Below are 25655 nucleotides of genomic sequence, written 5' to 3'. Positions count from 1 at the left end.
GCCAAATACAGACCCCCCCCGGACATGCGCCTCAGTATAGGGCGATCGGGGCGATCGGGGCGACCGGGGTGATGCCATCCCACGCGCATGGGGACCGGACTGGGACGAACGCATGAAATACTGCGAGCACATCTGATCCGGCACGCGCTCCCCGCACCGTGCCGTTTGTACGGCCCGCAGCTCACCCTGCGGGCCGCCTTTTTCGGATGTCAGCCGTCGCGTCAAGCGCCGCCGGCAGCGTGCCGATGCGCGCTATCATGGGCCGCCTGATCCTTTACTTCGCCTGCCGAGCGCCCATCATGACCGAACGTCTGCCCGTCGCACTCCCCAAAGCCTACCGGCTGCTCAATCACGGCCCGACCGTGCTCGTGGGCAGCGCCCATGCCGGGCGCCGGAACGTGATGGCCGCCGCCTGGTCGATGCCGGTGGACTTTTCCCCACCGAAGATCGCCGTCGTCATCGATCGCAATACGCTCACGCGTGAGCTGGTCGACGCCTCGGGCGAGTTCTCGCTGAACGTGCCGGCACGCGCCATCGCACGCGAGACACTCGCGGTCGGCTCGATCTCCGGGCGCGATACCGACAAGTTCGCCCCGGGTACCGGGGTGCGGGCGTTCAGCGGTTCGCAGATCGGGGCGCCGCTCATCGAGGGCTGCCTGGCATGGCTGGAATGCCGCGTGATTCCGGAGCCGCACAACCAGGAGCGCTACGATCTGTTTCTCGGCGAAGTCGTGGCGGCCTGGGCCGATCCGCGCGCCTTTCGCGACGGACGCTGGCAGTTCGGGACCGATGAGACCGGTGCGACCGGTGCGACCGGTGAATCCGCCGGATCGGGCGGATCGGGAGGATTGCGAAGCCTGCACTACATTGCCGGCGGCAACTTCTTCGAGACCGGCGAAGCGTTCGAAGTCAAGCCATGACACTCGCTCTTTGCGCCCCGGCCGACGCCGGGCATTTGCCCCCCTCCCCCGAGGACGAGCGGCTGGCCGCTCAGGCGCTGTGGCGGACGGCCCACATGCCGGGCGCGGCACGTTCGGCGGCGCCGCGATTGCCAAGCGAGGGCGGGCGCGGCAGAATTGACGGCGTCACGGAGGCTATCGATCGAGTGTCGACATTGACAGATCCCCTGAATTTCCACTCCCATCCGGACGAGGCCGAGCGCCTCGCCGCCCTGCGTCGCTACGAGATTCTCGACACCCCGCCCGAACCCGCGTTCGACCGCATCGTGCGGCTGGCGTCGTACGTGCTCGGCACACCGATCTCGCTCGTCTCGCTAATTGACGAGTCGCGGCAGTGGTTCAAGGCCCGTCAGGGCCTGGAAGCCGAACAGACACCGCGCTCCATGGCGTTCTGCGCCCACGCGATTCTCGACGACGAAGTCCTGGTGGTACCCGACGCCCGCGCGGACCGTCGCTTCGCGGACAACCCGCTGGTCGTGGGCGAACCGAACATCCGCTTCTACGCGGGCGCCCCGCTGCGTACGCCACAGGGGCATCGCCTCGGCACGCTGTGCGTGATCGATCGCAAACCGCGCACGCTCGACGACGAGAAACGCGCGTTGCTCGCCGACCTGTCGGTGCTGGTCGTCGACGAGCTGGAACTGCGCCGGGTCAATCAGGTGCTCGGCGACATGGCCATGCGCGACGCGCTCACCGGCGCGCTGAATCGCCGCGCGTTTCTCCTGCAGGCCGAGCGCCAGTTCGCGGCAGCCCGGGCACAGCAGCGCCGCCTGGCCGTGCTGATGCTCGACCTGGATCACTTCAAGGCGATCAACGACACCTGGGGGCATGCCGTCGGCGACCGCGTCATTGTCGAACTGACGGTGGTGCTGCGCGCCACGCTGCGCAAGGACACCGTGATCGGGCGGCTGGGGGGCGAGGAATTCGCGGTGCTGCTGCCCGACGCCGATGCCGAACGCGCCATGCAGGCGGCCGAGCGATTGCTCACGGCCATTGGCGGTGCGAGCGTGCCCGGCCCCAATGCGCCGATACGCTTCTCCGCGAGCATTGGCGTGGGCGGTCTCGCACCCGACGACGCCGAGTTCGGCACCGTGCTCCAACGCGCCGACCGCGCGCTGTATGCCGCAAAGCAGGCCGGGCGCAACCGCGTGGCCGCGCTGTAATACCGACGCTGTAATACCTATCCTCGATCCGCAAGCACCTGGACACGCATGGGCAAGAGCCGACTGGAAGCCTTCAGCGATGGCGTAATCGCCATCATCATCACGATCATGGTGCTGGAGATGAAAGCGCCGCATGGCAGCGAGCTGGCCGATCTGTTGCCGATCGCTCCGACGTTCCTCACCTATATCCTGAGTTACGTCTACGTGGGACTGTACTGGAACAACCATCACCACCTTTTTCACGTCGTGCAGCGAGTCTCGGGCGGCGTGCTCTGGGCCAACCTGCACCTGCTGTTCTGGCTTTCGCTGATTCCGTTCGTCACTCACTGGCTGGGCGAGAATCATTTCACCGCGTGGCCGACGGCGCTCTACGGCGTGGTCCTGTTCATGGCGGCCGTCGCGTACTACATCCTCACGCGCGCGTTGCTCGCGGTGCATGGCGAGGGCGGCAACACGAAGCTGGCCGCCGCGCTGGGCCGCGACTTCAAGGGCAAGATGTCGGTACTCGTCTATGCCGTGGCCATTGGACTGGCGTTCGTGATACCGGAAGTGTCGCTCGCGCTGTATGCGCTGGTCGCCGCCGTGTGGCTGATTCCGGACCGCCGGATCGAGCATGTGCTCGAGCGATAGGTTCGACCTTCCTCGCCCTCCAATTCAGCGGCACCCGGACGATGCGCGGCGGCTGTCGACGCGCGTTGGGTTTTTACGTAGTATCCGCACCATCATGCAAAACGTTACTTTTGAATTGACCGGCGAATTCGTCGCGCTGAACGATCTTCTCAAACTCACCGGTGTGGTGGATTCCGGCGGTGCGGGCAAGGTCATGGTGGCCAATGGCGCGGTGAGCGTCGACGGCCGGATCGAGACCCGCAAGACCTGCAAGATCCGCGCCGGCCAGACCGTTTCGGTTGACGGGGTGCGCATTCGCGTCAGGGGCGCCTGAGGCCGTCCAGGCCCGTTCGCCTTCGTTCGCCTTCGTTCGAGACATTGTTTCCGAGTTTGCCCATGGCCACCCGAGGCCGTCCGACCCGCTGAAAACGTGGCAATCGGCGCCCCACTGCGCCGATCGCCCGCTGCCCGGGGCGGCGTCACCCCCGTGACGCTCTCCCGGTTTCTCCCACGTGAGCCTGCCGTTGCAGGTCGCTATACTTGAAAGCGTTTTTTGGCGTGTCAGCCCCAGTCACATCCGACAATGTCCACAGGACGTCCGAGGAGGTCCTTTCGATGGTCGTGCGCGGTTCACCGTCCACCGCCGGCGCCAATCCCACGCCCGGACGCGAGGCGCTGCTCGCGGCGCTCGATCACTCGCTGGGCATGCTCACGCTGACGCCGGACGGCATCATCGTCGGCGTCAACGACAAGCTGCTCGGCGAGTTCGGCTACACCCGCGACGAACTGCTCGGTCAACCCCATACGCTGCTGTGCGCACCGGACGACCCGACCTGCGGCGACGCGCTCACGCAAGTCCTGCGCTCCGGGCGCTCCCATACCGGACAGGTCTGCCGCCGCAGACGCGATGGACAGCCCATCTGGCTCGAGGCCACCTACAACCCCGTATTCGACGACGCCGGCGAGCTTGCCTTCGTCATCAAGCTGACCGTCGACGTGACGGCACGCGTGGCGCGCCAGGCGGCCGACGACGCGCGTCTGCATCTGCTCTCGCTCGGGGTCGACGAGACCGACAACGCGGTGCTGATCACAGACGCGCAAAGCACCGTCTGCTATGTCAATGCCGGCTTCACTCGCATGTTCGGCTATGCGGCCGAGGATGTCGTGGGCCAGTCGGTCGGCAATTCGTTCGGTGAGATGTCGACCGATGAGCCGTCCGACGGCGCGGCGGCCGTGGACGTCAAGCAGGCGCTGGTCGGGTGCATGCTCTCCGCCCGCGATGGCCGAAGTTGCCATTGCGAAGTGCTCGTGCGCACGGCGCAGCATCAACCGCTGTGGGTGTCGATGGTGACCAACAGGATTCTCGACGCGAACGGCGAACTCGCGCATTCCGTGGTGCTGTTCACGGACATCACGCAGTCGAAGATTCAGGAAGTGCTCCAGCACAAGGCGCTCGCCGCCATGGTGCGCGATGCGCCCCTCGTGGAAGTGCTCACGCTCGTTTGCCGCGAACTCGAACAGATCGCCCCGGAAGTCATGGCCTCGGTCGTTCGGGTCGACGCCGAAGGACGGTTGCGTCCGCAAGCGGGGCCGAGCCTGCCCGCGCGTTACCATCAGATGATCGACGGCCTGGCCATCGGCCCGAACGTGGGCACCTGCGGCACCGCGGCGTTTCAGGCGCGACCGGTCGTCGTGACCGATATCGCCACGGATCCGCGCTGGGCCAATTTCCGCGACATGGCCGCCGAGTTCGGCCTGGCTGCGTCATGGTCCATGCCGATCATCGCCAACGATGGACGTGTGCTCGGTGTGCTCGCCTTCTATTACCGTACGCCGCGCGGTCCCGACGCGCTGCACGAGCGCCTCGTCGACGTGTGCGTGCATCTTTGCAAGCTGGCCTTCGAGCGCGACGAGTCGCGCACGCGCATCCGCCAGCTGGCGTTCTCCGACAGCCTCACCGGCCTGCCCAATCGCAGCATGCTGAACGTGCTCGCGGCGCAGGCCATCGCCAGCGCGACGGAATTGAGCACGCGCATGGCCGTCATCTTCATCGACCTGGACCGATTCAAGCAGGTCAACGACTCGCTGGGCCATCAGGCGGGCGACGTTCTGCTGCGCACCATCGCGCAGCGTCTGCGTCGCGCGCTGCGCGGCGCGGACATCGTGGCGCGCCTGTCGGGCGACGAGTTCGTGGCCGTGCTCACCGAATGCGACCCCGAGCGCCTGGACATCGCCATCGAGCGTATGCGTAGCGCGCTCAACGCACCCTGCCAGGTCGACGGGGTGACCCTCGCACCGTCCGGCAGCTTCGGCATCAGCCTGTATCCGAGCCACGGCAGGGAATTCGATATCCTGCTCCAACGCGCGGACATGGCGATGTATCAGGCGAAGATGACCAGCCCCGGCAGCGTTCGGTTCTTCAGCGAGGACATGAACATTCACGCGCAGGAGCGGCTCGAGCTGGAAACCGCCATGCGCGAGGCCCTGCGCCGCGGAACACTGCAACTGTTCTACCAACCGCAGATCAACCTGCTCGACGAGACCGTGTACGGTGCCGAGGCGCTGACGCGCTGGCCTCATCCGCAATACGGCGACGTGCCGCCGTCACGCTTCATCGCGCTGGCGGAGGAATGCGGGCTGATCGGGGAGCTCGGTACGTGGACGCTGCGTGAGTCCTGCCGGCAACTGGCCGATTGGCGCCGTCGCGGTGTAGGCATCGCGAACGTGTCGGTCAATCTGTCGCCCACCAACTTCCACGATCACGAACTGCCGCGCACCATTGCGCAGGCGCTGGCCGATCACGGATTGCCGCCGTCGTGCCTGGCCATCGAGATCACGGAAAGCGTGCTGATGGATCACAACCCGAGCACGCTGCGCATTATCGACGAAGTGCACGCGATGGGCGTGCGTATGTCGATGGACGACTTCGGCACCGGGTATTCGAGTCTGGGCTATCTGCGACGTCTGCCCGTGTCGGAGCTCAAGCTCGACCGCAGCTTCGTGCATGACATCACGCGCGACGAAACGGTGCGCGCGTTGACCAGCGCCATCATCGGCATCGGCCACAGCTTGCATCTGACCGTGGTGGCCGAGGGGGTCGAAGACGAGACCCAGCGCGATGTGCTCGTTGCGCAAGGCTACCGCGTCGGCCAAGGGTATCTGTTCTCGCCCGCCCTGTCCGCCGGGGATCTGGAGCGCTGGCTGGAGCGCTGGTCCATGCGGCTCGCGTCGCCGCCCCTTTCATCATGAGGGTCGCGATGGTCCCGCCGGCGTTGCGCACCATTCGCGCGACCGTGCCGCGTCCGGATCACGGCGCGAGGCCCAGCTCCATCTGGTGCAGGGCCGTCTCGAGGGCCTGACTCTGCTCGGCATTGAGCGATTCGGCCGCAACGCTCGTCGCACGCCGGTAGATCATCTCGCCATACACGTTGGCGAGCGCGCGGGCCGACTTGCACAATGACAGGTTGCTGTCCGCTGCCTGATGGCTCGTCCAGTAGTTGATCGCCTGCTCGATGTCGGCGATGGAGTAATTGGCTTTCATGTGAGGTTCTGTCTCGCCGTAGAGGGGGATACTGTAATTATATACAGTATCTGGCGCATCGGAGAATGCCATTTCGCATCGAATGGCGGTTGGGTCGATTCTCGGCTGCACGTTTCGGAACTGCAACATCTCCCGCAGGTCGATCGGCAAACGCGCGCCGGACAACAACAAATTCCCAAGAAAATCATTGGCTTGCGCACTCCGGCATGAAATTGGCTTGCGAATGTGCGAACACGCGGCGTCCTCCTCGCGAGGCGCGACGTCGCGATCGTCAACGTCCGCCCCGACGGAGCGAACCATGCCGCCGAGACACCTCGAGCGTTCCCCGTGCCATGACATTCGTCATGTAGCCGACGCCCCCTGCGCCACCGCTTCGCGGCTCGGCCTCATGGTCGGAGGCCTGATACTGGCGATCGGTTCCGCGAGTGTGCGCGCCCAGTCGATACCCGCCGGCCCGACGCCGGTCGACCTCTTTCATCAGCCCTGCGTTGCCGTACACCTGCCGTCCAGCGCCGCCGCTGGCGCGCTCGTCGCGCCACTCGGCCTCAATGCGCCGGACGGCCAGGACGTTCGGAACGTTCGGCGCCTCAGGCAATATGTCGATCTGGATAATCGCTGCGCCACGCCTCCCGCGTTCGCACCGACCCGCATCAGCGATCCCACCTCGGTCTGGCATGTCCGTGCCCCGGCGACGGACACGCGCCCCGCCTCCGTCACCTCCATCGCGTCCGCGGCGTTCGGCCATCCTTCACCGCCGGGCTTGCCCAGGCATACCTCCTGAGCATGGGGCCTTCACGTTTGCTATGCTGCGGCTTTCGCGAGACACCCCCGTCACGCGCGCATTTCCGGAATCCCGATGCCCGACAAACGCCCCGATTTGCCCGAAAATACGAACCCGGCCGCCCCGCGAACGCAGGCCAAACCCGCTGGCGTCACCCCGCCGCCGCCGGGCGCTTTACCGTTGGCTTGGGTCGGATTGCTGGCGGCTGCCGCCTGGGTGCTGAAGCACCCGAACCCGACCTGGGCCGTGGGCGTGCTCTGTCTTTGCGCCGGACTGATCTCGTCATTCGGCGCCCGTCGCCGCGGTCGTGCGCCGTGGCCGGCGTTCTTTACCGGACTGCTGCCGGTGGGGGTCGCGCTATTCTTCGCCTTGCTCATGTTGCGTCCACTGCTTCGCTGACGTAACGCCCAGCCGGGGAGGATGACGTGTCACGCACAGGTCATCCCATCGACACGGTCGACGCCCGATGTGTCGATGGCGAGTTACCCACAGCTTCTGTGGATAACCCACTGGATAACCCGCCACCCTCCTCTCGAAACGCCCACAGGCACAGGCTGTCAAGAGGATTGCCCGTTTCGGCATCAACCCTGGATAAATTTTTTGCGCTTGACGTCTGGTCAGGCTTCTGTGCCGCCGCGTCACGGCTTTGACACGGCACCGACCTGTCAGGCAGGGATGTGCGTCGAGGTGTCGCTCCCCGGGATTGCAGGGTTCGCAGCGCATGGGATTCGGCCTATGATGGAGACATGCGATACCTCGCCATGCATGACGCGGGAGCCTCGCCGGCTTTCACATGCTGCGCCGTCTCGCTTTCCAGTGACTTTCGGGAGACCGACTCGTATGACCCAATCCGACAAGCCGTCCGTGCCTGCTGCAACGCCTGATCCGTCGTCGGCGACGACCGGGACGGAAGCGGAACGCTTGCATCTCGACGATCTGCTCGCGCACCACTCGGTCACGGAAACCGTTGACCGCGCGTCCGTCATCGATCTGATCAAGACACTGCGTTCGCCCGACGTGAAAACCGCGGAAGATCGCGACCGGGTCATCAAGGAAAGCCGGTTGTGGAAGGAGGTGTCCCATCGCGACACCGCCATGTCGCTGCTCAACTCACTTGCCCAGATGGCACCGATCTTCCTCAATCAGATCCACTGGTGAGCAGAAACACCGCATGCGCGCGCCGGCGCCAACCGGCGCGTGCCTTACAATGCGGGTCGCGAAAGTTTTCCCCTTGACCCGACATCATGACCACCACGCTGGACACTCCCACCGAATTCAAGAACTGGATCTGCCTGATCTGCGGCTGGATCTACAACGAAGCCGAAGGCGCGCCGAACGACGGCCTCGCGCCCGGCACCCGCTGGAGCGACGTACCCGACGACTGGCGTTGCCCGGAATGTGACGTCTCCAAGGCCGACTTCGCGCTGTCGGAGTTCTGATCGCGGCCGCGGCGCTCGCCTGCGTTGCGCCGCGGTTCCGTCTGTTACGATTTTGCTGCCGACACGGCGACGCATGTCACCGCTGTCAATGACGCCAGCCCCAGCCGCGCCCACCGCGCCCCCGCCAGCCACGGTCGTAATCGCCACGGTAATAACTTCCCGAGACGCCGAATGTCACCACCGGGGCCGGTGCCACGGCATAGCCCGGCGCATAGCCATAGTTGTCGTAGTAGGCATTGCCATACGCCGGCGCGCCATAAGGCACGGCCACGCAGCCGGCCATCGTCATGGCGACGGCAACCCCGCCCGCCAGCATGAGTAAACGTTTCACGATAATGTCTCCCGCAGTTTGGATGTCGAGTCTTGCGCGGCAAAGGTTGACGGCAAGTCGGTCACCACCGCGCGGCTTGACGAATTAGACACGGAAGTTCCGCTGAAATGCGCGGGAAGGCATAGCTCTTTGGTTACCAAACGTGACATTGGTAACCACATGGGAGTTGTGCTTGCAGCGGCGTCGGCAAGCAAGGCGGCCGCGCCGAGATTCACGGCGACGCCTCGACGCCTCTCACGCGCCCGGGGCGCGCGCAGACTTCAGAACACCCAGCAACGGTCTCGCCCGGCCCGTTTCGCGCGATACAACGCCATGTCGGCGCGCTCGACCATGTTCATCGGCGAGTCTTCGTCCTGCCACTCCGTGATGCCGAAGCTCGACGAAAAACGCAGCGGCGGTTCGCTGCCTTCCACAGATTCGCGTTTGCAGCGCTCTCGAATCCGATCGGCCACGCGCAGCGCATCGCGCTCGCTCGCCCCGGGCAGCAGGATCGCGAACTCTTCGCCACCGATCCGACCGATCAGATCGTCGCCACGCAGCGTCGACGAACACACCAGCACGAACCGGCACAGGACCTGGTCGCCGATCGCGTGACCGTACGTGTCGTTGATCGATTTGAAGTGGTCGAGATCGGCCACGATGAGACTCATCGGCTCGTTTTTGCGCTGCGCCGCCTCCAGCAATTGCTCGAAGCGATGGAAGAAGTAACGACGCGTGAGGCTGCCGGTCAGTTCGTCGTAACTGGCCTCGAATGCCAGTTGATGATTCGCGGCGCGCAATGCTTCGTTGGATTGGCGCACCTGGCGGTGTTGAACCCGCTCGCGCCAGTAGATCCATCCGCCGAGCGCCAGGATGACCGCGCCGCCCAGGTACAGCAGGAAGCACAGCGCCAGGTCCTTCGCGTGCTGGCGCGTGAGCGCCTCCCAGGCATCGACGCCCTCGACCGCGTAGACGATCAGGTCGTTGCTGGAACTCGGCCTGGATGCGATTACAAACGGCTTGGGCTGGTCGTCGAACGCCGACATGCGCTCGAGCAGCGCCTGCGGCACCCAGGCGTTCGCGCGCCCAGGGGCGCGCCGGAATTGCGAAATCGGCATGCGGGCAAACGCCTGACGCTGATACAGGGCCAGGCGCTCGTCGTCGGTCAACGAACCGAGCTTGCCATCGAGCGCGAAGCGATTTTCGAAGCGCGGTTCGTGGCTCATGATCACCACGCCATTGCCGTCGGTGATGAATGATTCGCCGCTGCCGACCCAGTGACGCAGGCGCAGTAGCCCGATTTTCGTCATTACCACGCCGATCAGCTCGCCCTCGCGGTATACGGGCGCACTGAAATAGAGACCGGGCGACCGGGGCTCCCAACCTGCGGCGTAACCCTCGTAACGCCCGCCAAGCAATGCACGGCTCACGTACGGCATACCGGCCACCGATTGGCCGACCGGCGACGGCGTGTCGCGAAAGTTGCTGGCCGCCACGCAAGCGCCATGCGCGTCGATCACCCAGATGCGGTCCACGCCGAAGTAGCCCTGCGCGCCGCGCAGAAACTCGTTGGCGCGCATGACCGTATCGGGGGACGGGCCGCCGTCCTGCGACGCACGCAGCACATCGCGCAGCAGATCCACCTCGGCGAAGGTCGAGGGGATGGCCCGCACCATCGCCAGATCAGTATTGATCGCGTGAACCATGCCGTCGGCAACCCGATCGGCCACCATTTGCCCGGCGTCGACACTCTGCGCAAGCTTGTCGCCGACCAGCGACGTGGCGGTTCGGTCCGCCGCGACCCAGCAGGCGACCAGCACGCCAGCCGAGAGACAGGCGGCATAAAGCCAATGCCTTATCCTCATTCCGAAAATCAAACGCTCGTTCTATTATTTTTCACTTGTTACGTTGGCAAGGGCATCGCCTCTTTCGAATCGCGTTTCTGTCATCTTCCCCGGACAGCATCACTGGTCGCGATCGGCATTCGTGGTGCCGGCGTATGTCTGCCAATTCTGGTCTGCGCGTCGAACCCTTTTCCTCGTTCCCGATCCCCGGCTTGTCGCGCCCCGCGCCTTCGGATCCTGACTACCCGGCAATGGTCCACCCTGACAATTGCCGGCTGTTGACGCCCCGCCACGCCCGGCTCCGTCCCGTTTGACGCGGGCGCACATGCGTCGCGATAACCTCGTGATTCTATAGCACTCCGACGGTCGATCCGCACGAAAAACCAGCAAGCAATCGATTTATTCTGAAGCCCTATTTAATCTATTAACTAGGCGAATACATGGTATTTGGATTTCAACTGCTTTATTGGCAAATCCCAAACCGTTCGATTACCGAATCCATTTGCCCGATTTCCACCGGCCGGGAGAATAGATAACCCTGCGCACAAAGCGGAACGAAATGGCGCAACCAATCCAATTGCCGGTCATTCTCCACCCCCTCGACAACCAGCTCGATCCCGAGCGAACGCGCAATATTGACGATATTGGAAATCATGAGACACGAGCGCGAGGAATCGGGAATCGATTCGACGAACGAGCGATCGACCTTGAGCGTATCGACTGGGAAACGCGTCAGATAGGACAACGATGAATACCCCGTGCCGAAATCGTCGAGCGCGATGCGCACGCCCGCCCGCTTGAATTGCTGGATCTTCATTTCCACCAGCGCCGGGTTCTTGATCATCACCGATTCGGTAATTTCCAGTTCGAGGCGATTCGGCTCGATCTCGTAAGCCTTGATCAGACGCTCCACCAGTTCGCCAATGTCGCCGCGCCAGAACTGTACCGACGACACGTTGACCGCCAGCTTCAGCGACGCCATCGGCGTGCCGCGCCAGGCCGCCAGTTGACGGCACGCCTGGGTGAGCGCGAACTCGCCGATCGCCACGATCTGCCCGGTGGTCTCGGCCAGTGGGATGAACTCGCCCGCCGCGAGCACACCGCGCTCGGGATGGCGCCAGCGGATCAGCGCCTCCATGCCGCAGACGCAATCGGCGCCAAGCGCGATGATGGGCTGGTACGCGAGGAAGAACTCGTTGTTCGCCAGCGCCTGTTCCATCTGACGCTCCCACACGACCAGTTGGTGTGCCGGATACGTCATCTCCTGGGTATAGACATGCACGGTGCTCTTGCCGGCCTCCTTCGCCGAGTACATCGCCAGGTCCGTCTTCTTGATGAGGTCGGCTTCGGTTTCGTCCGGCTTCGACCAGAACGCGACGCCGATACTCGCGTGCAGGGCGAACGACGTGCCGTCGGCGACCATCGGCGCCTTGAGCGAAGCGAGCAAGGTGTTGGCGAGCGGTTCGGCTTGCGCCGGCGCATCGTCGCCCTCGAGCAGCACCATGAACTCGTCGCCGGCAAAACGTGCGAGCATGGCCTCGGCGGGCATGCGCGGCGCGAATCGCTCGGCGACCTGTCGGATGATGTCGTCGCCCTGCGCATGACCGAGCGTGTCGTTCACGCTCTTGAAGTTGTCGAGATCGATGTGCAGCAGCGCAACCTTGCCCACGCGAGTTGTCGTGGAAAGCGCCCGGCGCAGCGACTCCATCAGCGCATATCGATTCGGCAATCCGGTGAGGGCATCGTACGAGATGAGCCGCGTGAGCTGTTGATCCCGGCCAATGAGGCGCTGCATGAGGTACGCGATCATCCCGAAGAAAACCACGAGCGCGACCGACACGAACGTCGCCATCGTCAGATAAACCCGCTCGACATGGCGGTACTCCGCCAGTTCCTCGTCCATCGACAGTCCCACTTGCACGGCCAATGGATAGTCGCGCAGATGGCGGTACGCCACGATGCGTTCGATGCCGTCGATGGGATCGCGCTGCACGCCTGACATTCGCTGCTCCGGCGTGAACGGCGGCAGCTCGCCCGTGCCGGTGATCGCCACGCTCGCGCCCGTGCTGCGCGCGAGCAACGCACCATCGTCCGCGATCACGGCGATCTGGCCGAATTGGCCGAGCACGGCATTGGTATAGAAATCGCTGGTGAAGTAGCTCGGTTCCTGCGACACGACGACCACGCCCGCGAACGAGCCGTCCGGGCGATTCAGTCGCCGGGTGAACTGGAGCACCCATTTGCGCGATACGCGACCGAACACGGGATGACTGATGAACAGGCCATCGCTCGCGCTCTGCAAATGCACCCGGAAATGCTCGCGATCGGCGATGTTCACACGTGCGGCATCCGGCAGCGTGGTGGCGAACACATCGCCATTGGCATCCGCCAGACTCACGAGCACCATGAACCGGTCGGCAACGATGCCCTCGCTGAGCGTTCGATGCAGATCGAATTCGCCGCGACGGTGCTCGTACTCGTACTTCACGAAACGGGTGGTCTGGTCGACCTGGCGAATCGCGCGCAGCGTTTGCTGCTCGAGGGCGGATGCCACGGTCGAGGCCGACGCCGCCGCGTCGCGAAGAATCGCCTTGTACTCGATGGAGACGCGCCAAAGCACCGCCGTCCAAAGCAGGATCAGGATCAGCAAACCGAAAATCAGGATCGCGACGATCGAGCGATAGGACGTTGTCCAACGACCGTGTCGCATTTCCGCCGTGCTCGGTTCCGCCATAGGTGGAGATCCTTTCAGCCTTCGCGCCCCCGCGCAAAAGAGGTCTGTGATGGCCCGGTTGTCATAAGGATCCGGAAAGGCATCGCTGACAGGTGCCCCTGTTTCCGGCAAGTGTAAGGCAATCGCCGCGCCCCCGGAAGTCGTCTCCGCCCTTCTTGGTCGAAGGAATCGTCGGGCCCATCCGAACGGACGAGCGCCAGCCCGCCTTGCAGCGTGTCATATCTCGGATTACGGACAGTTCGGCGAGTGCCGCATTGGGACAATCCCGAGGTTGCGGACACGGGAAGGCCGCCGGCCGGTCGGCGGCTCAGGACTTGAGCAGATCGATGATCGATTCGAGACGCCGGCGCAGATCGCCAACATCGAGAGCGGGCTCGGCCGTCGCGGTGTCCTGGGTCGACTCGCCCTGCCCCGTCGCACCGGCCACGCCTGACGCTCTCGCACCGCGCGGCGAATCGGCCTCCAGCCGGTTGCGGGCGCCGTTGATGGTGAACCCCTGCTCGTAGAGCAACTCCCGGATACGCCGGATGAGCAGGACTTCGTGATGTTGGTAGTACCGTCGATTACCCCGCCGCTTGACCGGACGCAGCTGCGTGAACTCCTGCTCCCAATAGCGCAGGACGTGAGGCTTGACGCCACACAGTTCGCTCACCTCACCAATGGTGAAGTAACGCTTGGCGGGAATCGGCGGCAAGGCAACGTGATCCATCGCAGCGCGAGCAGAATGGGACGACGGTTAAATTGCGGACGAAAAACCAGCGGCCGCCACAGAATGCGGCGGCCGGGATTTACTTGCTCAGAACGCCAGACTCCACCATCGACTTGAGCTTCTGACTGGCGTGAAAGGTGACGACGCGACGCGCGGCGATCGGGATGGCCTCACCAGTCTTCGGATTCCGACCCGGTCGTTGCGGCTTGTCGCGCAACTGGAAGTTGCCGAAGCCGGAAAGCTTGACGCTGTCACCCGATTCAAGCGCATCGCGAATCGATTCGAAGAACGCCTCGACCATATCCTTCGCTTCACGCTTGTTCAGACCGACGTGTTCGAACAGCAACTCCGCCAGTTCGGCCTTCGTCAGCGTCGGCGCTTCGGTCGAGACCTCGTTCATTTCGCTGCGGCCCAGCGCGATGCGCTGCGCTGCGAGCATGGCTTCAAATTCACCAGGATTCATTTCGTTCATACGTCCCACGCGATGGCGATGACAGTGCGATAACCCACTCGCAACCGGATTTCTACCGGGCCTCAACCGCGCAAGCGCGCGCCGAACCCTTCTACCCGTTTTACCAGTGCGTTAATGGCGCCCTGGACCGTCTCGTCCTGCAACGTACCCGAGGGGTCTTGCAGAGTAACACGAAACGCCACGCTTTTGTCCTGCGCGCCCAGCGAGCCCGACGGGGCACCGGCCTTCGGCCGGAATTCGTCGAACAGCCGCACCGTTTGCACGATGCTGCATGCCGGATCGTCCTGGCGTGCCGCGAGCATGGCATCGAGCAATCCCTGCACCGGCTGCGACTGATCGACGACCAGCGCAATGTCGCGCGTGACCGGCGGGAACTTCGAGATTTCCTCGTAGCTCGCGACATCGCGGGCGAACAGTGCCTCGGCCTCGATCTCGAACAGCACCGGCGCATGCGGCAGGTCGTATTTCTGCTGCCACCGCGGATGCAACTCGCCAATGAAACCGACGCGCTTGCCGTCCACTTCGATGGCAGCACTGCGTCCCGGGTGCAACGCCGGGTGCTCGGCCTTCACGAAACGCGCCGTGCGCGGTGCCAGCAATGCCTCGAGGTCGCCCTTCACGTCGAAGAAGTCCACCTGACGCGCGGGGGCGCCCCACTGCTCCTCGAGCGCCGGGCCATAGGCGAGCGCGGCGACGGTGAGCGGCTGGCGGTAGCCGGCAACGCTCAGTTCGCCCGACGCCACCGAATTGTCGCGATGATAGGTGCGACCGATCTCGAACACGCGCACGCGCGAGGCCTTGCGGTTCAGGTTGTAGCGCGCGGTCGCGATCAGGCTGCCGATCAGCGTGGAGCGCATCACCGCGAGGTGGCTGGCGATCGGGTTGAGCAGCTTGATCGGATTGTCGTTGCCGGCGAAGTCGGCTTCCCACTCCATGTCGACAAAGCTGAAGCCGACCGTCTCGTGATAATCGCGCGCCGCGACGGCATGCCGCACGGCATGCTGCGAGCGACGACCTTCGTTCGTCGGGCGCATCTCGCTCGCGGCCACCGGCGGATTGGCCGGAATACGGTCGAAGCCGTAAATGCGCGCGATTTCCTCGATCAGGTCTTCTTCGATCTCGATGTCGAAACGATACGACGGGGGAGCGACCTCGAACACACCGTCTTCCAGCGTGAACGGCAAGCCAAGGCGCGTGAAGATGGCACTCATCTCTTGCTCCGAGACCGGTACACCCAGGATCTTGACGGCTCGTGCGACACGCATCTTCACCGGTGCGCGCTCGGGCAGCTGCGCCACCTGATCCTCCAGGGGACCGGCCTGGCCGCCGCAGATCTCGAGCACCAGTTGCGTGGCACGCTCCAGCGCACGTACGTTGCCGGCGAAGTCCACGCCGCGCTCGAAGCGGTGCGACGCATCGCTGGTGAAGTTGTACTTGCGCGCACGGCCCTGAATGGCCTGCGGGAAGAAGAAGGCGCCCTCGAGGAAGATGTTCTGCGTCTGCAAACCGGCCTTGGTCGAATCGCCCCCCATGATGCCGGCAAGACCGATCGGGCCGCTGGCATCAGTGATGGCGAGCACGCTCTCGTCGAGCGCCACGGTCTGTTCATTGAGCAGCTTGAGCGTTTCGCCCGCACGCCCGAAGCGCACGTCGATTCCGCCTTGCAGTCGGTTCAGATCGTAGACGTGCAGCGGCTGCCCCAGTTCGAGCATCACGTAGTTGGTGATGTCCACCAGCGCAGAGATGCTGCGTTGCCCCGCGCGCTCGAGACGCTCGACCATCCAGCGAGGCGACGGCGCGGCGGCATTCACGTTGCGGATGATGCGGCCACCGAAGCGTCCGCAGCCCTGCGGCGAGCTGATGCGCACCGGCAACGTGTCGGCAATCGTGGCCGGCTGCGCACCTTGCCCCGGCAGATCCTTGAGCGGCGCCCCGGTGATGGCGGCAACTTCACGCGCCACACCGAGCAGCGACAGGCAATCCGCCTTGTTGGGGGTGAGCTTGACAACGAACACCGTGTCGTCGAGGTCGAGATATTCACGGATGTTCATGCCCACCGGCGCGTCTTCCGGCAGGATCATCAGACCCGCGTGGTCGTCGGAGAGCTTGAGCTCGCGCGCCGAGCACAGCATGCCGAAACTCTGCACGCCGCGCAGCTTGCCTACCTTGATCTGGAACGGCGCATCGCCGGCTTGCGCCGGCGGCAGCGCCGCACCCACCGTGGCGCACGGCACCTTGATGCCCGGCGCCACGTTCGGCGCACCGCACACGATGGTGAGCGTCTCGCCGGTGCCGGCATCGACCTGACAAACGTTCAGGCGGTCAGCATCCGGATGACGCGACACCTCGAGCACCTTGGCCACCACCACGCCGGTAAACGGCGGGGCGACGGGATTGGTTTCCTCGACTTCGAGCCCGGACATCGTCAGGGCATGCGCCAACGCGTCGGTCGACAAATCCGGGTCGACCAGGGTACGCAGCCACGATTCAGAGAATTGCATGGATCAGTTCGCTCGCAGTTAAGACTTCACTTCCGAATGCCCGGCGGCAGCGATCTGGCGCGCCAGCCCGGGGCCTCGGCATCGATTACATGAATTGGCGCAGGAAGCGCAGATCGTTCTCGTAGAACAGGCGCAAATCCTGCACGCCGTAACGCAGCATCGTCAGACGCTCCAGGCCCGAGCCGAATGCGAAGCCGATGAAGCGCTCCGGGTCGAGGCCCATGTTGCGGATCACGGTCGGGTGGACCTGACCCGAACCGGAGATCTCCAGCCATTTGCCGGCATTCTTGCCGGTCTCGAACTGCATGTCGATCTCGGCGGACGGTTCGGTGAACGGGAAGTACGACGGGCGAAAACGTACCTGAATGTCGTCGCGCTCGAAGAACTTGCGCAGGAAATCGGTGTACACGCCCTTGAGGTCGGCAAAGCTGATGTCTTCGGCAATCCACAGGCCTTCGACCTGGTGGAACATCGGCGAATGCGTGGCGTCCGAGTCAACGCGATACGTGCGACCCGGCGCGATGACCTTGATGGGCGGCTTGTTCATGCGCGCGTAGCGCACCTGCATCGGGCTGGTGTGCGTGCGCAACAGCAGCGGCTTGCCGGCGTCGTCGTTGCCCTCGACGTAGAAAGTGTCCTGCATCGAACGGGCCGGGTGATTTTCCGGGCTGTTCAGCGCAGTGAAGTTGAACCAGTCGGTTTCGATCTCGGGGCCGTCGGCCACGTCGAAACCGATGGAACGGAAAATCTGTTCGACGCGCTCCCAGGTGGTGAGCACGGGGTGCAGGCTACCGGCGCCCAGGCCTCGGCCGGGCAGGGTAACGTCGATGGCTTCGGCGGACAGTCGCGCGTCGAGCAGCGCGTCGGCCATGGCCTGACGGCGCGCCTGCAGCGCGCCTTCGATCTGTTGCTTGGCCGCATTGATCCGCGCACCTTCGGTCTTGCGTGCTTCGGGATCGAGCTTGCCGAGGCCCTTGAGCAACTCGGTCAGTTGGCCGGTCTTGCCAAGAAAGCGAGCTTTCTCGTTTTCCAGCGCGGCGGCGTCGGGAGCGGCGGCGAACGCACGCTGCGCTTCGCTGACGATAAGTTCCAGATCCATATGCTACAGACTCAAGTTAGGCGGTCGAATGGCCGCATGTTCAAGCAAAAAAGCGTACGAAAAAGCAGGCGGCAGGCGAAAAACAAAAGGGGGCTCCGATGAGAGCCCCCTCCTGGCGAATGGCGCGCGGTAAAACGCGCTATACGCTAACTACAGCTTAGGCTGCGACGGCGGCTTTCACCTGAGCGACAATCGCGGCAAACGCCGGCTTGTCGTTGATGGCCATGTCGGACAGCACCTTGCGGTCGAGTTCGATCGAGGCCTTCTTCAGACCAGCGATGAACACGCTGTAGGTCATACCGTGCTGACGCACACCTGCGTTGATACGCGCAATCCACAAAGCACGGAAAACGCGCTTCTTGTTGCGGCGATCGCGATAGGCGTATTGCCCGGCGCGCATGACCGCTTGCTTGGCGATGCGGAAGACGTTATTGCGACGGCCGCGGAAACCCTTGGCTGCAGCGATGACTTTCTTATGGCGGGCCCGTGCGGTGACCCCACGTTTGACTCGAGGCATGTTTCTCTCCTATCTAAGTCGGGGTTTAAGCGAAGGGCAGCATTGCGCGTACGGAGTTCAGATCAGACTCATGAACGCCGACGGCACCGCGCAGGTGACGCTTATTCTTGGTGGTCTTCTTCGTCAGAATGTGACGCTTGAAGGCCTGACCACGCTTGACGGTACCGCCAGGACGCACGCGAAAGCGCTTCTTGGCACCGCTCTTGGTTTTCATCTTGGGCATGAAAAACTCCGGGGTTTTTAACATGATCACAGGTGTGACGCCAATTTCGCGCCCCTTGTAGAACCCGGGATCACTTATTTTCAGGGTCGGACAGCACCCTGTATCGCTGCGACCTCTCTTGCGGGAAGTCGCGGCAATTCCTACGATCCGGCGGTGTCGTTCGACACCGCCACGACCTTATTTCTTCTTCGGCGCGATGACCATGATCATCTGACGGCCTTCCATCTTCGGCATCTGTTCCGGCTGGCCGAACTCTTCGAGATCGGTCTTCAGACGTTCCAGCATACGAGCGCCGATTTCCTGGTGAGCCATCTCACGACCGCGGAAACGCAGCGTGATCTTGGTCTTGTCGCCCTCTTCGAGGAACCGCTTCAGATTGCGCAACTTGACGTTGTAGTCACCGTCATCGGTGCCAGGTCGGAATTTGACTTCCTTGATCTGAACAACCTTCTGCTTCAGCTTGTTCTCGTGCGCTTTCTTCTGTTCCTGATACTTGAACTTGCCATAGTCCATCAGGCGGCACACCGGCGGCTGCGCTTGCGGCGCGATTTCCACCAGATCGACGTCAGCTTCTTCGGACAGACGGAAAGCCTCGGCGAGTTTCATGATGCCGAGCTGCTCACCGTCAACGCCAGTTAGACGCACTTCGGGCGCGGTGATTTCGCCGTTGATGCGATGCGACTTATCGGTAGCGATGTTGCTTATCCTCGAAAAAAGTCAAAAATTTAGCCGCGCTGTCCGACAGGCGTTATTGGAACGTTGCGCACGCTTGCGCAAGACGTTCGATGAGCGCATCAACGGGCATGACACCCAGATCCACGCCGCCACGGGCACGCACGGCTACCGTATTACCCTCTTGCTCCTTGTCCCCCACTACCACGAGATAGGGAACTTTCTGCAACGAGTGCTCGCGTATTTTATAGCTAATTTTCTCGTTGCGCAAATCGCTCCGAGCCCTAAGCCCTTGTTCTTTCAACTTTTTCGTCACTTCCTGGGCATAATCGGCGGTTTTTTCCGACACATTCATCACGATCACCTGCTCCGGCGCCAGCCAGACCGGCATTGCACCAGCATGGTGCTCGATCAGAATGCCGATAAAGCGCTCCAGCGAACCCAGGATCGCGCGGTGAAGCATGACCGGGCGCTTGCGGCTGTTGTCCTCCGCCACGTACTCGGCGTCCAGGCGCTCCGGCATCGAGAAATCGACCTGCATCGTGCCACACTGCCACTGGCGACCGAGCGCATCCTTGAGCGTGTACTCGATCTTCGGCCCGTAGAATGCCCCATCCCCCTCGGCGATCACGAACTCGCAACCCGAGCGACGCAGCGACTCCATCAGCGCGAACTCCGCCTTGTCCCAGTTCTCGTCGGAACCCACGCGATGTTCGGGGCGCGTTGCGACCTTGTAGATCATGTCCGTGAAGCCGAAGTCCTTGTACACGGCGTGCAGCAGCGCCGTGTAATTCACGCACTCTTCGAGAATCTGGTCTTCCGTACAGAAAATATGACCGTCGTCCTGTGTGAAGCCACGCACGCGCATCAGGCCGTGCAGACCACCCGACGGCTCATTGCGGTGACATTGACCGAACTCACCATAGCGCAGCGGCAGATCGCGGTAGCTGTGCAGCGACGAGTTGAAGATCAGAACGTGTCCCGGACAGTTCATCGGCTTGAGCGCGTAGGCGCGGCTCTCCGATTCCGTCGTGAACATGTTGTCCTTGTAGTTCTCCCAGTGCCCCGACTTTTCCCAGAGCGAGCGATCGAGAATCTGCGGCGCTTTCACTTCCTGGTAACCGTTGTTGCGGTAGACGCGGCGCATGTACTGCTCGACCTGTTGCCAGAGCGTCCAGCCCTTGGGGTGCCAGAAGACCAGACCCGGCGCTTCTTCCTGCATGTGGAAGAAGTCCAGCGCACGGCCGAGTTTGCGGTGATCGCGCTTTTCCGCCTCTTCGAGCATATGCAGATACGCATCCTGGTCTTCCTTCTTCGTCCAGGCCGTGCCGTAAATGCGTTGCAATTGCTCGTTCTTGGCATCGCCCCGCCAATAGGCGCCGGCGACCTTCATCAACTTGAAAACCTTGAGCTTGCCCGTCGACGGCACGTGCGGGCCGCGACAAAGGTCGACGAACTTGCCTTCGCGGTACAGGCCGATCTGCTCCGTGGCGGGGATCGATTCGATGATCTCGGCCTTGTACTTTTCGCCCATCGACATGAACAGACGCACGGCGTCGTCACGCGAGAGCACCTCGCGCGTGACCGGCTCGTCCTTCTTGGCGAGTTCGTGCATCTTCTTCTCGATCGCCTCGAGATCTTCCGGCGTGAAGGCGCGATGGAAGGCGAAATCGTAGTAAAAGCCGTTTTCGATGACCGGACCGATGGTCACCTGCGCCTCCGGGAACAGCTCCTTGACGGCGTAGGCCAGCAAGTGCGCCGTCGAGTGGCGAATGATGTCGAGACCGTCGGCATCCTTGTCGGTCACGATGGCAAGACTCACGTCGCGATCGATCAGGTAGGACGTATCGACCAGCTTGCCATCGACGCGACCGGCCAGGGCGGCCTTGGCCAGGCCCGCGCCGATCGAGCCGGCGACCTGCGCCACCGTGAGCGGGGCCTCGTACTGGCGTTGCGAACCGTCAGGCAAACGTACCGAAATCATGTCGCACTCCCATGCGCAAAAACGTCACGCGCGGCCCACGCCGCGCGGCAAAACCACGAAAAAAAACGGCCTCGACTGTTTGTCGAGGCCGTCTCTTCATTCCTTGCATCCAGACGAAAAACACCCTCGACTTAACGTCGCACCTTCACCACTGTGAAAGTTCGGGCAGTCTTCAACATGAGTGTTTTCCAGCGCCTGTGTCTGCGGGGTCTCGCGGACTGTCATGCATCAAATATTCGTTGGTAGGCTCGATTGGACTCGAACCAACGACCCCCACCATGTCAAGGTGGTGCTCTAACCAGCTGAGCTACGAGCCTACTGCAAGAGAACGAGATTCTAGCAATCTTTCGACCAATCGCCAAGCGATTATTGTGCCTGCCGACGAGAAACCGCGCCAATCAAGGCTTTGGCGCGGCATCCCCTCCTCACCGACGCCTGGACGACACCACGCCGGCGACGCCCGTGAGTTGTGCCAGCGCCCGTTGCAACTGCCCGCCGTCGCGAACCTCGACGGTGAATTGCATGAACGCCTGCGACCCTCGCGACTGCGTGCTGACACCCGTCACATTGAGCTTTTCCCGGGAGAACACTTCCGAGATATCGCGCAACAGGCCCTGCCGGTCCGTCGCCTCGATCTGAATGTCGACCGGGTAGGCCGCCACACCGCGACCTTCCAGCACGTCCGCCGACCAGGCGGTCTGAATCACCCGCTCCGGCGCACGCGCCTTCATGGCCTGAAAGCTGGCACAGTCCTGACGATGAATCGACACCCCCTTGCCGCGCGTGACGAATCCGACGATGGGATCGGGCGGTGCCGGGCGGCAGCACTTGGCCAACTGGGTCAGCAATGCGCCCACCCCCACGACCAGCACACCGCTCTTGGCCCCCTGCGTCACGCTGGTATCGAGACTCTTTTTCGCGACGAGCGTGTCTTCGTCACGCGGTTCCGGCCCAGGCAGATTGCCCGACAGCGCCTGCTCGACATGGCGCAGACTGAACTCGTCCTTCGCCACCGAGGCATAGAGATCATCCGGCGTCCGGAACCCCAGGCGCCCAGCCAGCTCCTCCAGATTGACCGACGTCTTGCCTTCGCGCTGTAACGTCTTGTCGATGAGCGTACGCCCATGCGCGATCGTCTCTTCGAGGTCGATCGCGTTGAACCACTGCCGCACCTTCTGGCGCGCCCGATGGCTCTGCAAATACCCCAACTGCGGGTTGAGCCAATCGCGCGACGGCCCGCCCTGCTTGACCGTCACGATCTCGACCGTCTGCCCGTTCTGCAGCGGCGTATTGAGCGGCACCATCGCCCCATCGACCCTTGCGCCGCGGCAGCGATGCCCCAACTCCGAATGCAGATGGTACGCAAAGTCGACCGGGGTGGCGCCCTGCGGCAACGAAATCACGCGGGCCTGAGGCGTGAGCACGTAAATGTGATCGTCGATCGTTGCGCGTTTGAGTTGCTCCCATGGCTGCGCGGCGCCCTCGGCGCCAACCGTGTCGGACACATCGTCCTTCCACGCGAGCAACTGACGCAGCCACGCGATCTTCTCGTCATAAGCATCGCCGGCCGAAAACGCGCCGCCATAGCCGCGCTGGCCGGCTTCCTTGTACCGCCAGTGCGCCGCGATGCCGTATTCGGCAAAGTGATGCATTTCGTGCGTTCGTATCTGCACCTCGAACGCGCGCCCGTCGTCGCCAATCACCACCGTGTGCAGCGATTTGTATCCGTTGGGCTTCGGACGCGAAATGTAGTCGTCGAACTCTTTCGGAATTGGTTGCCAAAGGTTGTGGACGATGCCCAACACCGTGTAGCAATCCTTGATGTCGTCGACGATCACGCGGAACGCCCGCACGTCATACAGCTCCGCGAAGTCGACGGCCTTGCCGCGCATCTTCTTCCAGATACTGTAGATATGCTTCGGGCGGCCAGACACCTCCGCTCTGACACCGGCGCGCGCAAGTTCATCCTGAAGCCGCTGGATGGCGCCCTCGATGAACGTCTGGCGCTCGACGCGCTTCTCCTCGAGGAGCTTGGCGATCTGCTTGTAGGTGACGGGTTCGAGAAACCGGAATGCGAGATCCTCCAGCTCCCACTTGAGTTGCCAGATACCCAGACGGTTCGCCAGCGGCGCGTAGATCTCGAGCACCTCGTGGGGCATGTCCTCGGGCGGTGCGATCTTCTGCGCGGCATACCAGCGCAACGACTGCAGGCGCGACGCGAGACGGATCATCACCACGCGGATGTCCTGCGCGAACGCGAGCAGCATCTTGCGCAGCCCTTCGACCTGCGACTTGCGCTCGGCCGAGGCATCGCGATCGCGCCCGTCGTTGGGCATGGCCTGCGCGGCACGCGCGCCGGCGCCGGAGAGCCGCTGGAGCTTGCGCACGTCGATGACGAGCGCCGCCACCTCGGCGCCGAACTTCTGGGTCAGCGTGGCTTGCGGATCTGGCAAGAACTCGACGGCACTGAACAAGGCGGCCGCCTGATGCGTCGCCTCGTCCACACGCAACGTGTCGAGAATCGCGAGCATGCCACGCGCGTGCGCCATGATCGGCTCGCCGGACGAGAGCAATTGCTCGCCGCAGAGCGTCTCGGCAAACGCGAGGGCGTCGTCGAGCGTAGCGGGCAGATGTGCATCACCCGCACCCGAGGCCGCGGCCGGATTGACGGCGTCCGTCGACGCCGGGGCATTCGGTCCGGTGGGTGCCGGTGCTTGATGTTGGTTCATGTCGGAACGCGGGGCGGCAAGCGCCCCGATGATGCGGGTCGCGCGCTCAGCTCTCGCGCTGAGCCGCCACGACCACGATTTCAACGAGCATGGCAGGGTCGGCGAGCAACGCCTGCACCGTGGCACGCGGGGGCGCATTGCCTGCCGGCACCCACTCGTCCCACACCTGATTCATTTCACCGAAGTACTTCATGTCGGAGATGAAGATCTGACAGGAGAGGATCAGCGACTTGTCGCTGTTGGCCTCGGCGAGCAGGCGATCGATGTGCGCGAGCACCTGACGCGTCTGCCCGGCCATGTCCTGCGAACGATCGTCAGGCGTTTGCCCGGCCAGATAAACCGTGCCGTTGTGCACGGCCATGTCCGACCAGCGCTTTTCGACGTAGAAACGTTGTACTGCCATGATGTAAGACTCCTCGTGTTCTTCTGACTTCGGATCCGCCGCCGCCCCACCGCTCTGGCGGGCATCAATCGGCGTATCCCTCAAAAAACCGGCGTGCGATCTCGATCTGGTCCGCATGCACGAACGTGGGCGCATGACCGACACCGGCGATTTCCACGGCGCGCGCGTGCTGCGCGTGCGCCAACATTTGTTCGAGCGTTGCGCGAGAGAGCAGGTCCGATGTCTCGCCGCGCACGATCAGCGTGCGTCCGGGAAACGCCGCGAGCGACGCCCAGAGCATGGCTTCGCCCGCGGCGATCGCCTCGGCCGGTATCGCCGAGAAGGCGGCGCCGATCGACGGATCGTAGCGAAGCACGTAGCCGTCGCCCTCCGCCTTGAGCAGCGGTTCGCACAACGCCCGCCACTCCTCAGGGGTGTGCGCACCGAACGCGCACGAGATCGACCACAGGTACTCGGCACCCTCCTCGACCGACGCGAAACGCTTCGGATTGCCGACATACTTGCCGATGCGCTCGAGCGCCGGCGCATCGATATGCGGCCCGACGTCATTGAGCAGCATGTTGCGAATCGGCGTATCCGGCAACCCCGCCAACCCCATCCCGATCAACCCGCCCATCGATGTGCCGAACCAGTCGACCGACGCGACATCCAACCGCGCGATCAGCGTGACCATGTCGGCAACATACTGTGGCACCACGTAACCGGCGGGGTTGGTGAGCCATGACGAGAGACCACGCCCGACCACATCCGGACATACCACGCGGTAGTCATCGGCGAAGGCTTTTGCCAGCGCATCGAAATCGCGCCCGCAACGCGTCAGGCCATGCACGCAGACCAGGACGCGGGGATTCTCGGGGTCCCCCCACTCCGTATACGCCATGCGATGCAATCCGGACGGACTCAGGCATTGAACGCTCGACAAACGCGGCACTTGGCTCGGCATGGCAGACTCGTCGGATCGATTTC

The 25655-nt window shown here is 63.5% G+C and carries 24 protein-coding genes and 1 tRNA gene; 9 read left to right on the top strand and 16 right to left on the bottom strand.

Annotation, left to right across the window (positions count from 1 at the left end):
* Positions 1-299: 299 nt before the first annotated feature.
* From LV28_RS33975 to LV28_RS33955, 5 genes are all read left to right on the top strand, one after another.
* Complete coding sequence (locus LV28_RS33975; RefSeq protein ID WP_023871614.1) at positions 300-920, top strand: flavin reductase family protein; 621 nt, start codon at positions 300-302, stop codon at positions 918-920.
* Positions 917-2122, top strand: a complete 1206-nt coding sequence (locus tag LV28_RS33970; RefSeq protein ID WP_255315167.1) for a GGDEF domain-containing protein — start codon at positions 917-919, stop codon at positions 2120-2122. Before LV28_RS33975 ends, LV28_RS33970 begins: the two co-directional genes overlap by 4 nt.
* Positions 2123-2170: 48 nt before the next feature.
* The gene (locus LV28_RS33965; RefSeq protein WP_023595525.1) at positions 2171-2752 is read left to right on the top strand and encodes a TMEM175 family protein; all 582 of its coding nucleotides are present in this window, start codon (positions 2171-2173) and stop codon (positions 2750-2752) included.
* Positions 2753-2846: 94 nt separating this feature from the next.
* The gene (locus LV28_RS33960; protein WP_023595524.1) at positions 2847-3065 is read left to right on the top strand and encodes an RNA-binding S4 domain-containing protein; all 219 of its coding nucleotides are present in this window, start codon (positions 2847-2849) and stop codon (positions 3063-3065) included.
* A gap of 281 nt (positions 3066-3346) precedes the next feature.
* Positions 3347-5980 carry a sensor domain-containing protein gene (locus LV28_RS33955; RefSeq protein WP_038617847.1) on the top strand — a complete coding sequence of 878 codons (2634 nt, stop codon included), beginning with the start codon at positions 3347-3349 and terminating at the stop codon, positions 5978-5980.
* A 58-nt stretch (positions 5981-6038) separates the two neighbouring features.
* Here LV28_RS33955 and LV28_RS33950 read toward each other — a convergent pair whose 3' ends face one another.
* Entirely contained in the window at positions 6039-6272 is a 234-nt protein-coding gene (locus LV28_RS33950) for a DUF3717 domain-containing protein (protein WP_023595522.1), read from the bottom strand.
* Positions 6273-6570: 298 nt separating this feature from the next.
* Between LV28_RS33950 and LV28_RS33945 the strand changes: the two genes are divergently transcribed.
* The 4 genes from LV28_RS33945 to LV28_RS33930 all read left to right on the top strand — a co-directional run bounded on the left by LV28_RS33945 (position 6571) and on the right by LV28_RS33930 (position 8492).
* Positions 6571-7053, top strand: a complete 483-nt coding sequence (locus LV28_RS33945) for a hypothetical protein (protein WP_147291571.1) — start codon at positions 6571-6573, stop codon at positions 7051-7053.
* A gap of 75 nt (positions 7054-7128) precedes the next feature.
* Positions 7129-7452, top strand: coding sequence for a hypothetical protein (locus LV28_RS33940; protein ID WP_038617853.1), 324 nt, complete (start codon positions 7129-7131; stop codon positions 7450-7452).
* Between the two features lie 441 nt (positions 7453-7893).
* Positions 7894-8211 (top strand): hypothetical protein, encoded by a 318-nt coding sequence (locus tag LV28_RS33935; protein ID WP_023595519.1) that lies wholly within the window; start codon positions 7894-7896, stop codon positions 8209-8211.
* Positions 8212-8297: 86 nt separating this feature from the next.
* Positions 8298-8492, top strand: a complete 195-nt coding sequence (locus LV28_RS33930; protein WP_023595518.1) for a rubredoxin — start codon at positions 8298-8300, stop codon at positions 8490-8492.
* Between the two features lie 85 nt (positions 8493-8577).
* Here the strand turns inward: LV28_RS33930 and LV28_RS33925 are convergent, their stop codons facing one another.
* The 15 genes from LV28_RS33925 to LV28_RS33855 form a co-directional block, all read right to left on the bottom strand.
* On the bottom strand, positions 8578-8823 hold the full coding sequence (locus LV28_RS33925; protein ID WP_023595517.1) for a hypothetical protein: 246 nt from the start codon (positions 8821-8823) through the stop codon (positions 8578-8580).
* Positions 8824-9083: 260 nt separating this feature from the next.
* Complete coding sequence (locus tag LV28_RS33920) at positions 9084-10667, bottom strand: sensor domain-containing diguanylate cyclase (RefSeq protein WP_081326853.1); 1584 nt, start codon at positions 10665-10667, stop codon at positions 9084-9086.
* Positions 10668-11109: 442 nt separating this feature from the next.
* On the bottom strand, positions 11110-13380 hold the full coding sequence (locus tag LV28_RS33915) for a putative bifunctional diguanylate cyclase/phosphodiesterase (RefSeq protein WP_023595515.1): 2271 nt from the start codon (positions 13378-13380) through the stop codon (positions 11110-11112).
* 307 nt (positions 13381-13687) lie between these two features.
* Positions 13688-14089 carry a MerR family transcriptional regulator gene (locus tag LV28_RS33910; protein ID WP_023595514.1) on the bottom strand — a complete coding sequence of 134 codons (402 nt, stop codon included), beginning with the start codon at positions 14087-14089 and terminating at the stop codon, positions 13688-13690.
* Positions 14090-14168: 79 nt separating this feature from the next.
* On the bottom strand, positions 14169-14561 hold the full coding sequence (locus LV28_RS33905) for an integration host factor subunit alpha (protein ID WP_023595513.1): 393 nt from the start codon (positions 14559-14561) through the stop codon (positions 14169-14171).
* A 62-nt stretch (positions 14562-14623) separates the two neighbouring features.
* Positions 14624-17062: a phenylalanine--tRNA ligase subunit beta gene (gene pheT / locus LV28_RS33900; RefSeq protein WP_023595512.1), complete on the bottom strand. Its 2439-nt coding sequence runs from the start codon at positions 17060-17062 to the stop codon at positions 14624-14626.
* An 85-nt stretch (positions 17063-17147) separates the two neighbouring features.
* Positions 17148-18161: a phenylalanine--tRNA ligase subunit alpha gene (pheS, locus tag LV28_RS33895; protein ID WP_023595511.1), complete on the bottom strand. Its 1014-nt coding sequence runs from the start codon at positions 18159-18161 to the stop codon at positions 17148-17150.
* A gap of 157 nt (positions 18162-18318) precedes the next feature.
* The gene (rplT, locus tag LV28_RS33890; RefSeq protein ID WP_010806048.1) at positions 18319-18678 is read right to left on the bottom strand and encodes a 50S ribosomal protein L20; all 360 of its coding nucleotides are present in this window, start codon (positions 18676-18678) and stop codon (positions 18319-18321) included.
* Positions 18679-18703: 25 nt separating this feature from the next.
* Positions 18704-18901 carry a 50S ribosomal protein L35 gene (gene rpmI, locus LV28_RS33885; protein ID WP_010806049.1) on the bottom strand — a complete coding sequence of 66 codons (198 nt, stop codon included), beginning with the start codon at positions 18899-18901 and terminating at the stop codon, positions 18704-18706.
* 177 nt (positions 18902-19078) lie between these two features.
* Positions 19079-19597 (bottom strand): translation initiation factor IF-3, encoded by a 519-nt coding sequence (gene infC, locus LV28_RS33880; RefSeq protein WP_072619107.1) that lies wholly within the window; start codon positions 19595-19597, stop codon positions 19079-19081.
* Between the two features lie 52 nt (positions 19598-19649).
* Positions 19650-21557 carry a threonine--tRNA ligase gene (thrS, locus tag LV28_RS33875; RefSeq protein WP_038617863.1) on the bottom strand — a complete coding sequence of 636 codons (1908 nt, stop codon included), beginning with the start codon at positions 21555-21557 and terminating at the stop codon, positions 19650-19652.
* Positions 21558-21797: 240 nt separating this feature from the next.
* Positions 21798-21874: transfer RNA gene (locus tag LV28_RS33870), tRNA-Val, on the bottom strand.
* Positions 21875-21982: 108 nt separating this feature from the next.
* Entirely contained in the window at positions 21983-24286 is a 2304-nt protein-coding gene (locus LV28_RS33865) for a RelA/SpoT family protein (protein WP_023595508.1), read from the bottom strand.
* A gap of 46 nt (positions 24287-24332) precedes the next feature.
* Complete coding sequence (locus tag LV28_RS33860; RefSeq protein WP_023595507.1) at positions 24333-24689, bottom strand: RidA family protein; 357 nt, start codon at positions 24687-24689, stop codon at positions 24333-24335.
* A gap of 64 nt (positions 24690-24753) precedes the next feature.
* Positions 24754-25632, bottom strand: a complete 879-nt coding sequence (locus tag LV28_RS33855) for an alpha/beta fold hydrolase (protein ID WP_023595506.1) — start codon at positions 25630-25632, stop codon at positions 24754-24756.
* Positions 25633-25655: the final 23 nt, after the last annotated feature.

Source organism: Pandoraea pnomenusa, from assembly GCF_000767615.3.
Classification (GTDB): Bacteria; Pseudomonadota; Gammaproteobacteria; order Burkholderiales; family Burkholderiaceae; genus Pandoraea; species Pandoraea pnomenusa.
This window is presented reverse-complemented; position numbering and strand designations above follow the sequence as displayed.

What these genes read in the sequence shown, in the direction of transcription:
- LV28_RS33975 (WP_023871614.1), top strand. Translation starts at nt 300, where the DNA reads ATGACCGAACGTCTGCCCGTCGCACTCCCCAAAGCCTACCGGCTGCTC.
- LV28_RS33970 (WP_255315167.1), top strand. Translation starts at nt 917, where the DNA reads ATGACACTCGCTCTTTGCGCCCCGGCCGACGCCGGGCATTTGCCCCCC.
- LV28_RS33965 (WP_023595525.1), top strand. Translation starts at nt 2,171, where the DNA reads ATGGGCAAGAGCCGACTGGAAGCCTTCAGCGATGGCGTAATCGCCATC.
- LV28_RS33960 (WP_023595524.1), top strand. Translation starts at nt 2,847, where the DNA reads ATGCAAAACGTTACTTTTGAATTGACCGGCGAATTCGTCGCGCTGAAC.
- LV28_RS33955 (WP_038617847.1), top strand. Translation starts at nt 3,347, where the DNA reads ATGGTCGTGCGCGGTTCACCGTCCACCGCCGGCGCCAATCCCACGCCC.
- LV28_RS33950 (WP_023595522.1), bottom strand. Translation starts at nt 6,272, where the DNA reads ATGAAAGCCAATTACTCCATCGCCGACATCGAGCAGGCGATCAACTAC.
- LV28_RS33945 (WP_147291571.1), top strand. Translation starts at nt 6,571, where the DNA reads ATGCCGCCGAGACACCTCGAGCGTTCCCCGTGCCATGACATTCGTCAT.
- LV28_RS33940 (WP_038617853.1), top strand. Translation starts at nt 7,129, where the DNA reads ATGCCCGACAAACGCCCCGATTTGCCCGAAAATACGAACCCGGCCGCC.
- LV28_RS33935 (WP_023595519.1), top strand. Translation starts at nt 7,894, where the DNA reads ATGACCCAATCCGACAAGCCGTCCGTGCCTGCTGCAACGCCTGATCCG.
- LV28_RS33930 (WP_023595518.1), top strand. Translation starts at nt 8,298, where the DNA reads ATGACCACCACGCTGGACACTCCCACCGAATTCAAGAACTGGATCTGC.
- LV28_RS33920 (WP_081326853.1), bottom strand. Translation starts at nt 10,667, where the DNA reads ATGAGGATAAGGCATTGGCTTTATGCCGCCTGTCTCTCGGCTGGCGTG.
- LV28_RS33915 (WP_023595515.1), bottom strand. Translation starts at nt 13,380, where the DNA reads ATGGCGGAACCGAGCACGGCGGAAATGCGACACGGTCGTTGGACAACG.
- LV28_RS33910 (WP_023595514.1), bottom strand. Translation starts at nt 14,089, where the DNA reads ATGGATCACGTTGCCTTGCCGCCGATTCCCGCCAAGCGTTACTTCACC.
- LV28_RS33905 (WP_023595513.1), bottom strand. Translation starts at nt 14,561, where the DNA reads ATGAACGAAATGAATCCTGGTGAATTTGAAGCCATGCTCGCAGCGCAG.
- pheT (WP_023595512.1), bottom strand. Translation starts at nt 17,062, where the DNA reads ATGCAATTCTCTGAATCGTGGCTGCGTACCCTGGTCGACCCGGATTTG.
- pheS (WP_023595511.1), bottom strand. Translation starts at nt 18,161, where the DNA reads ATGGATCTGGAACTTATCGTCAGCGAAGCGCAGCGTGCGTTCGCCGCC.
- rplT (WP_010806048.1), bottom strand. Translation starts at nt 18,678, where the DNA reads ATGCCTCGAGTCAAACGTGGGGTCACCGCACGGGCCCGCCATAAGAAA.
- rpmI (WP_010806049.1), bottom strand. Translation starts at nt 18,901, where the DNA reads ATGCCCAAGATGAAAACCAAGAGCGGTGCCAAGAAGCGCTTTCGCGTG.
- thrS (WP_038617863.1), bottom strand. Translation starts at nt 21,557, where the DNA reads ATGATTTCGGTACGTTTGCCTGACGGTTCGCAACGCCAGTACGAGGCC.
- LV28_RS33865 (WP_023595508.1), bottom strand. Translation starts at nt 24,286, where the DNA reads ATGAACCAACATCAAGCACCGGCACCCACCGGACCGAATGCCCCGGCG.
- LV28_RS33860 (WP_023595507.1), bottom strand. Translation starts at nt 24,689, where the DNA reads ATGGCAGTACAACGTTTCTACGTCGAAAAGCGCTGGTCGGACATGGCC.
- LV28_RS33855 (WP_023595506.1), bottom strand. Translation starts at nt 25,632, where the DNA reads ATGCCGAGCCAAGTGCCGCGTTTGTCGAGCGTTCAATGCCTGAGTCCG.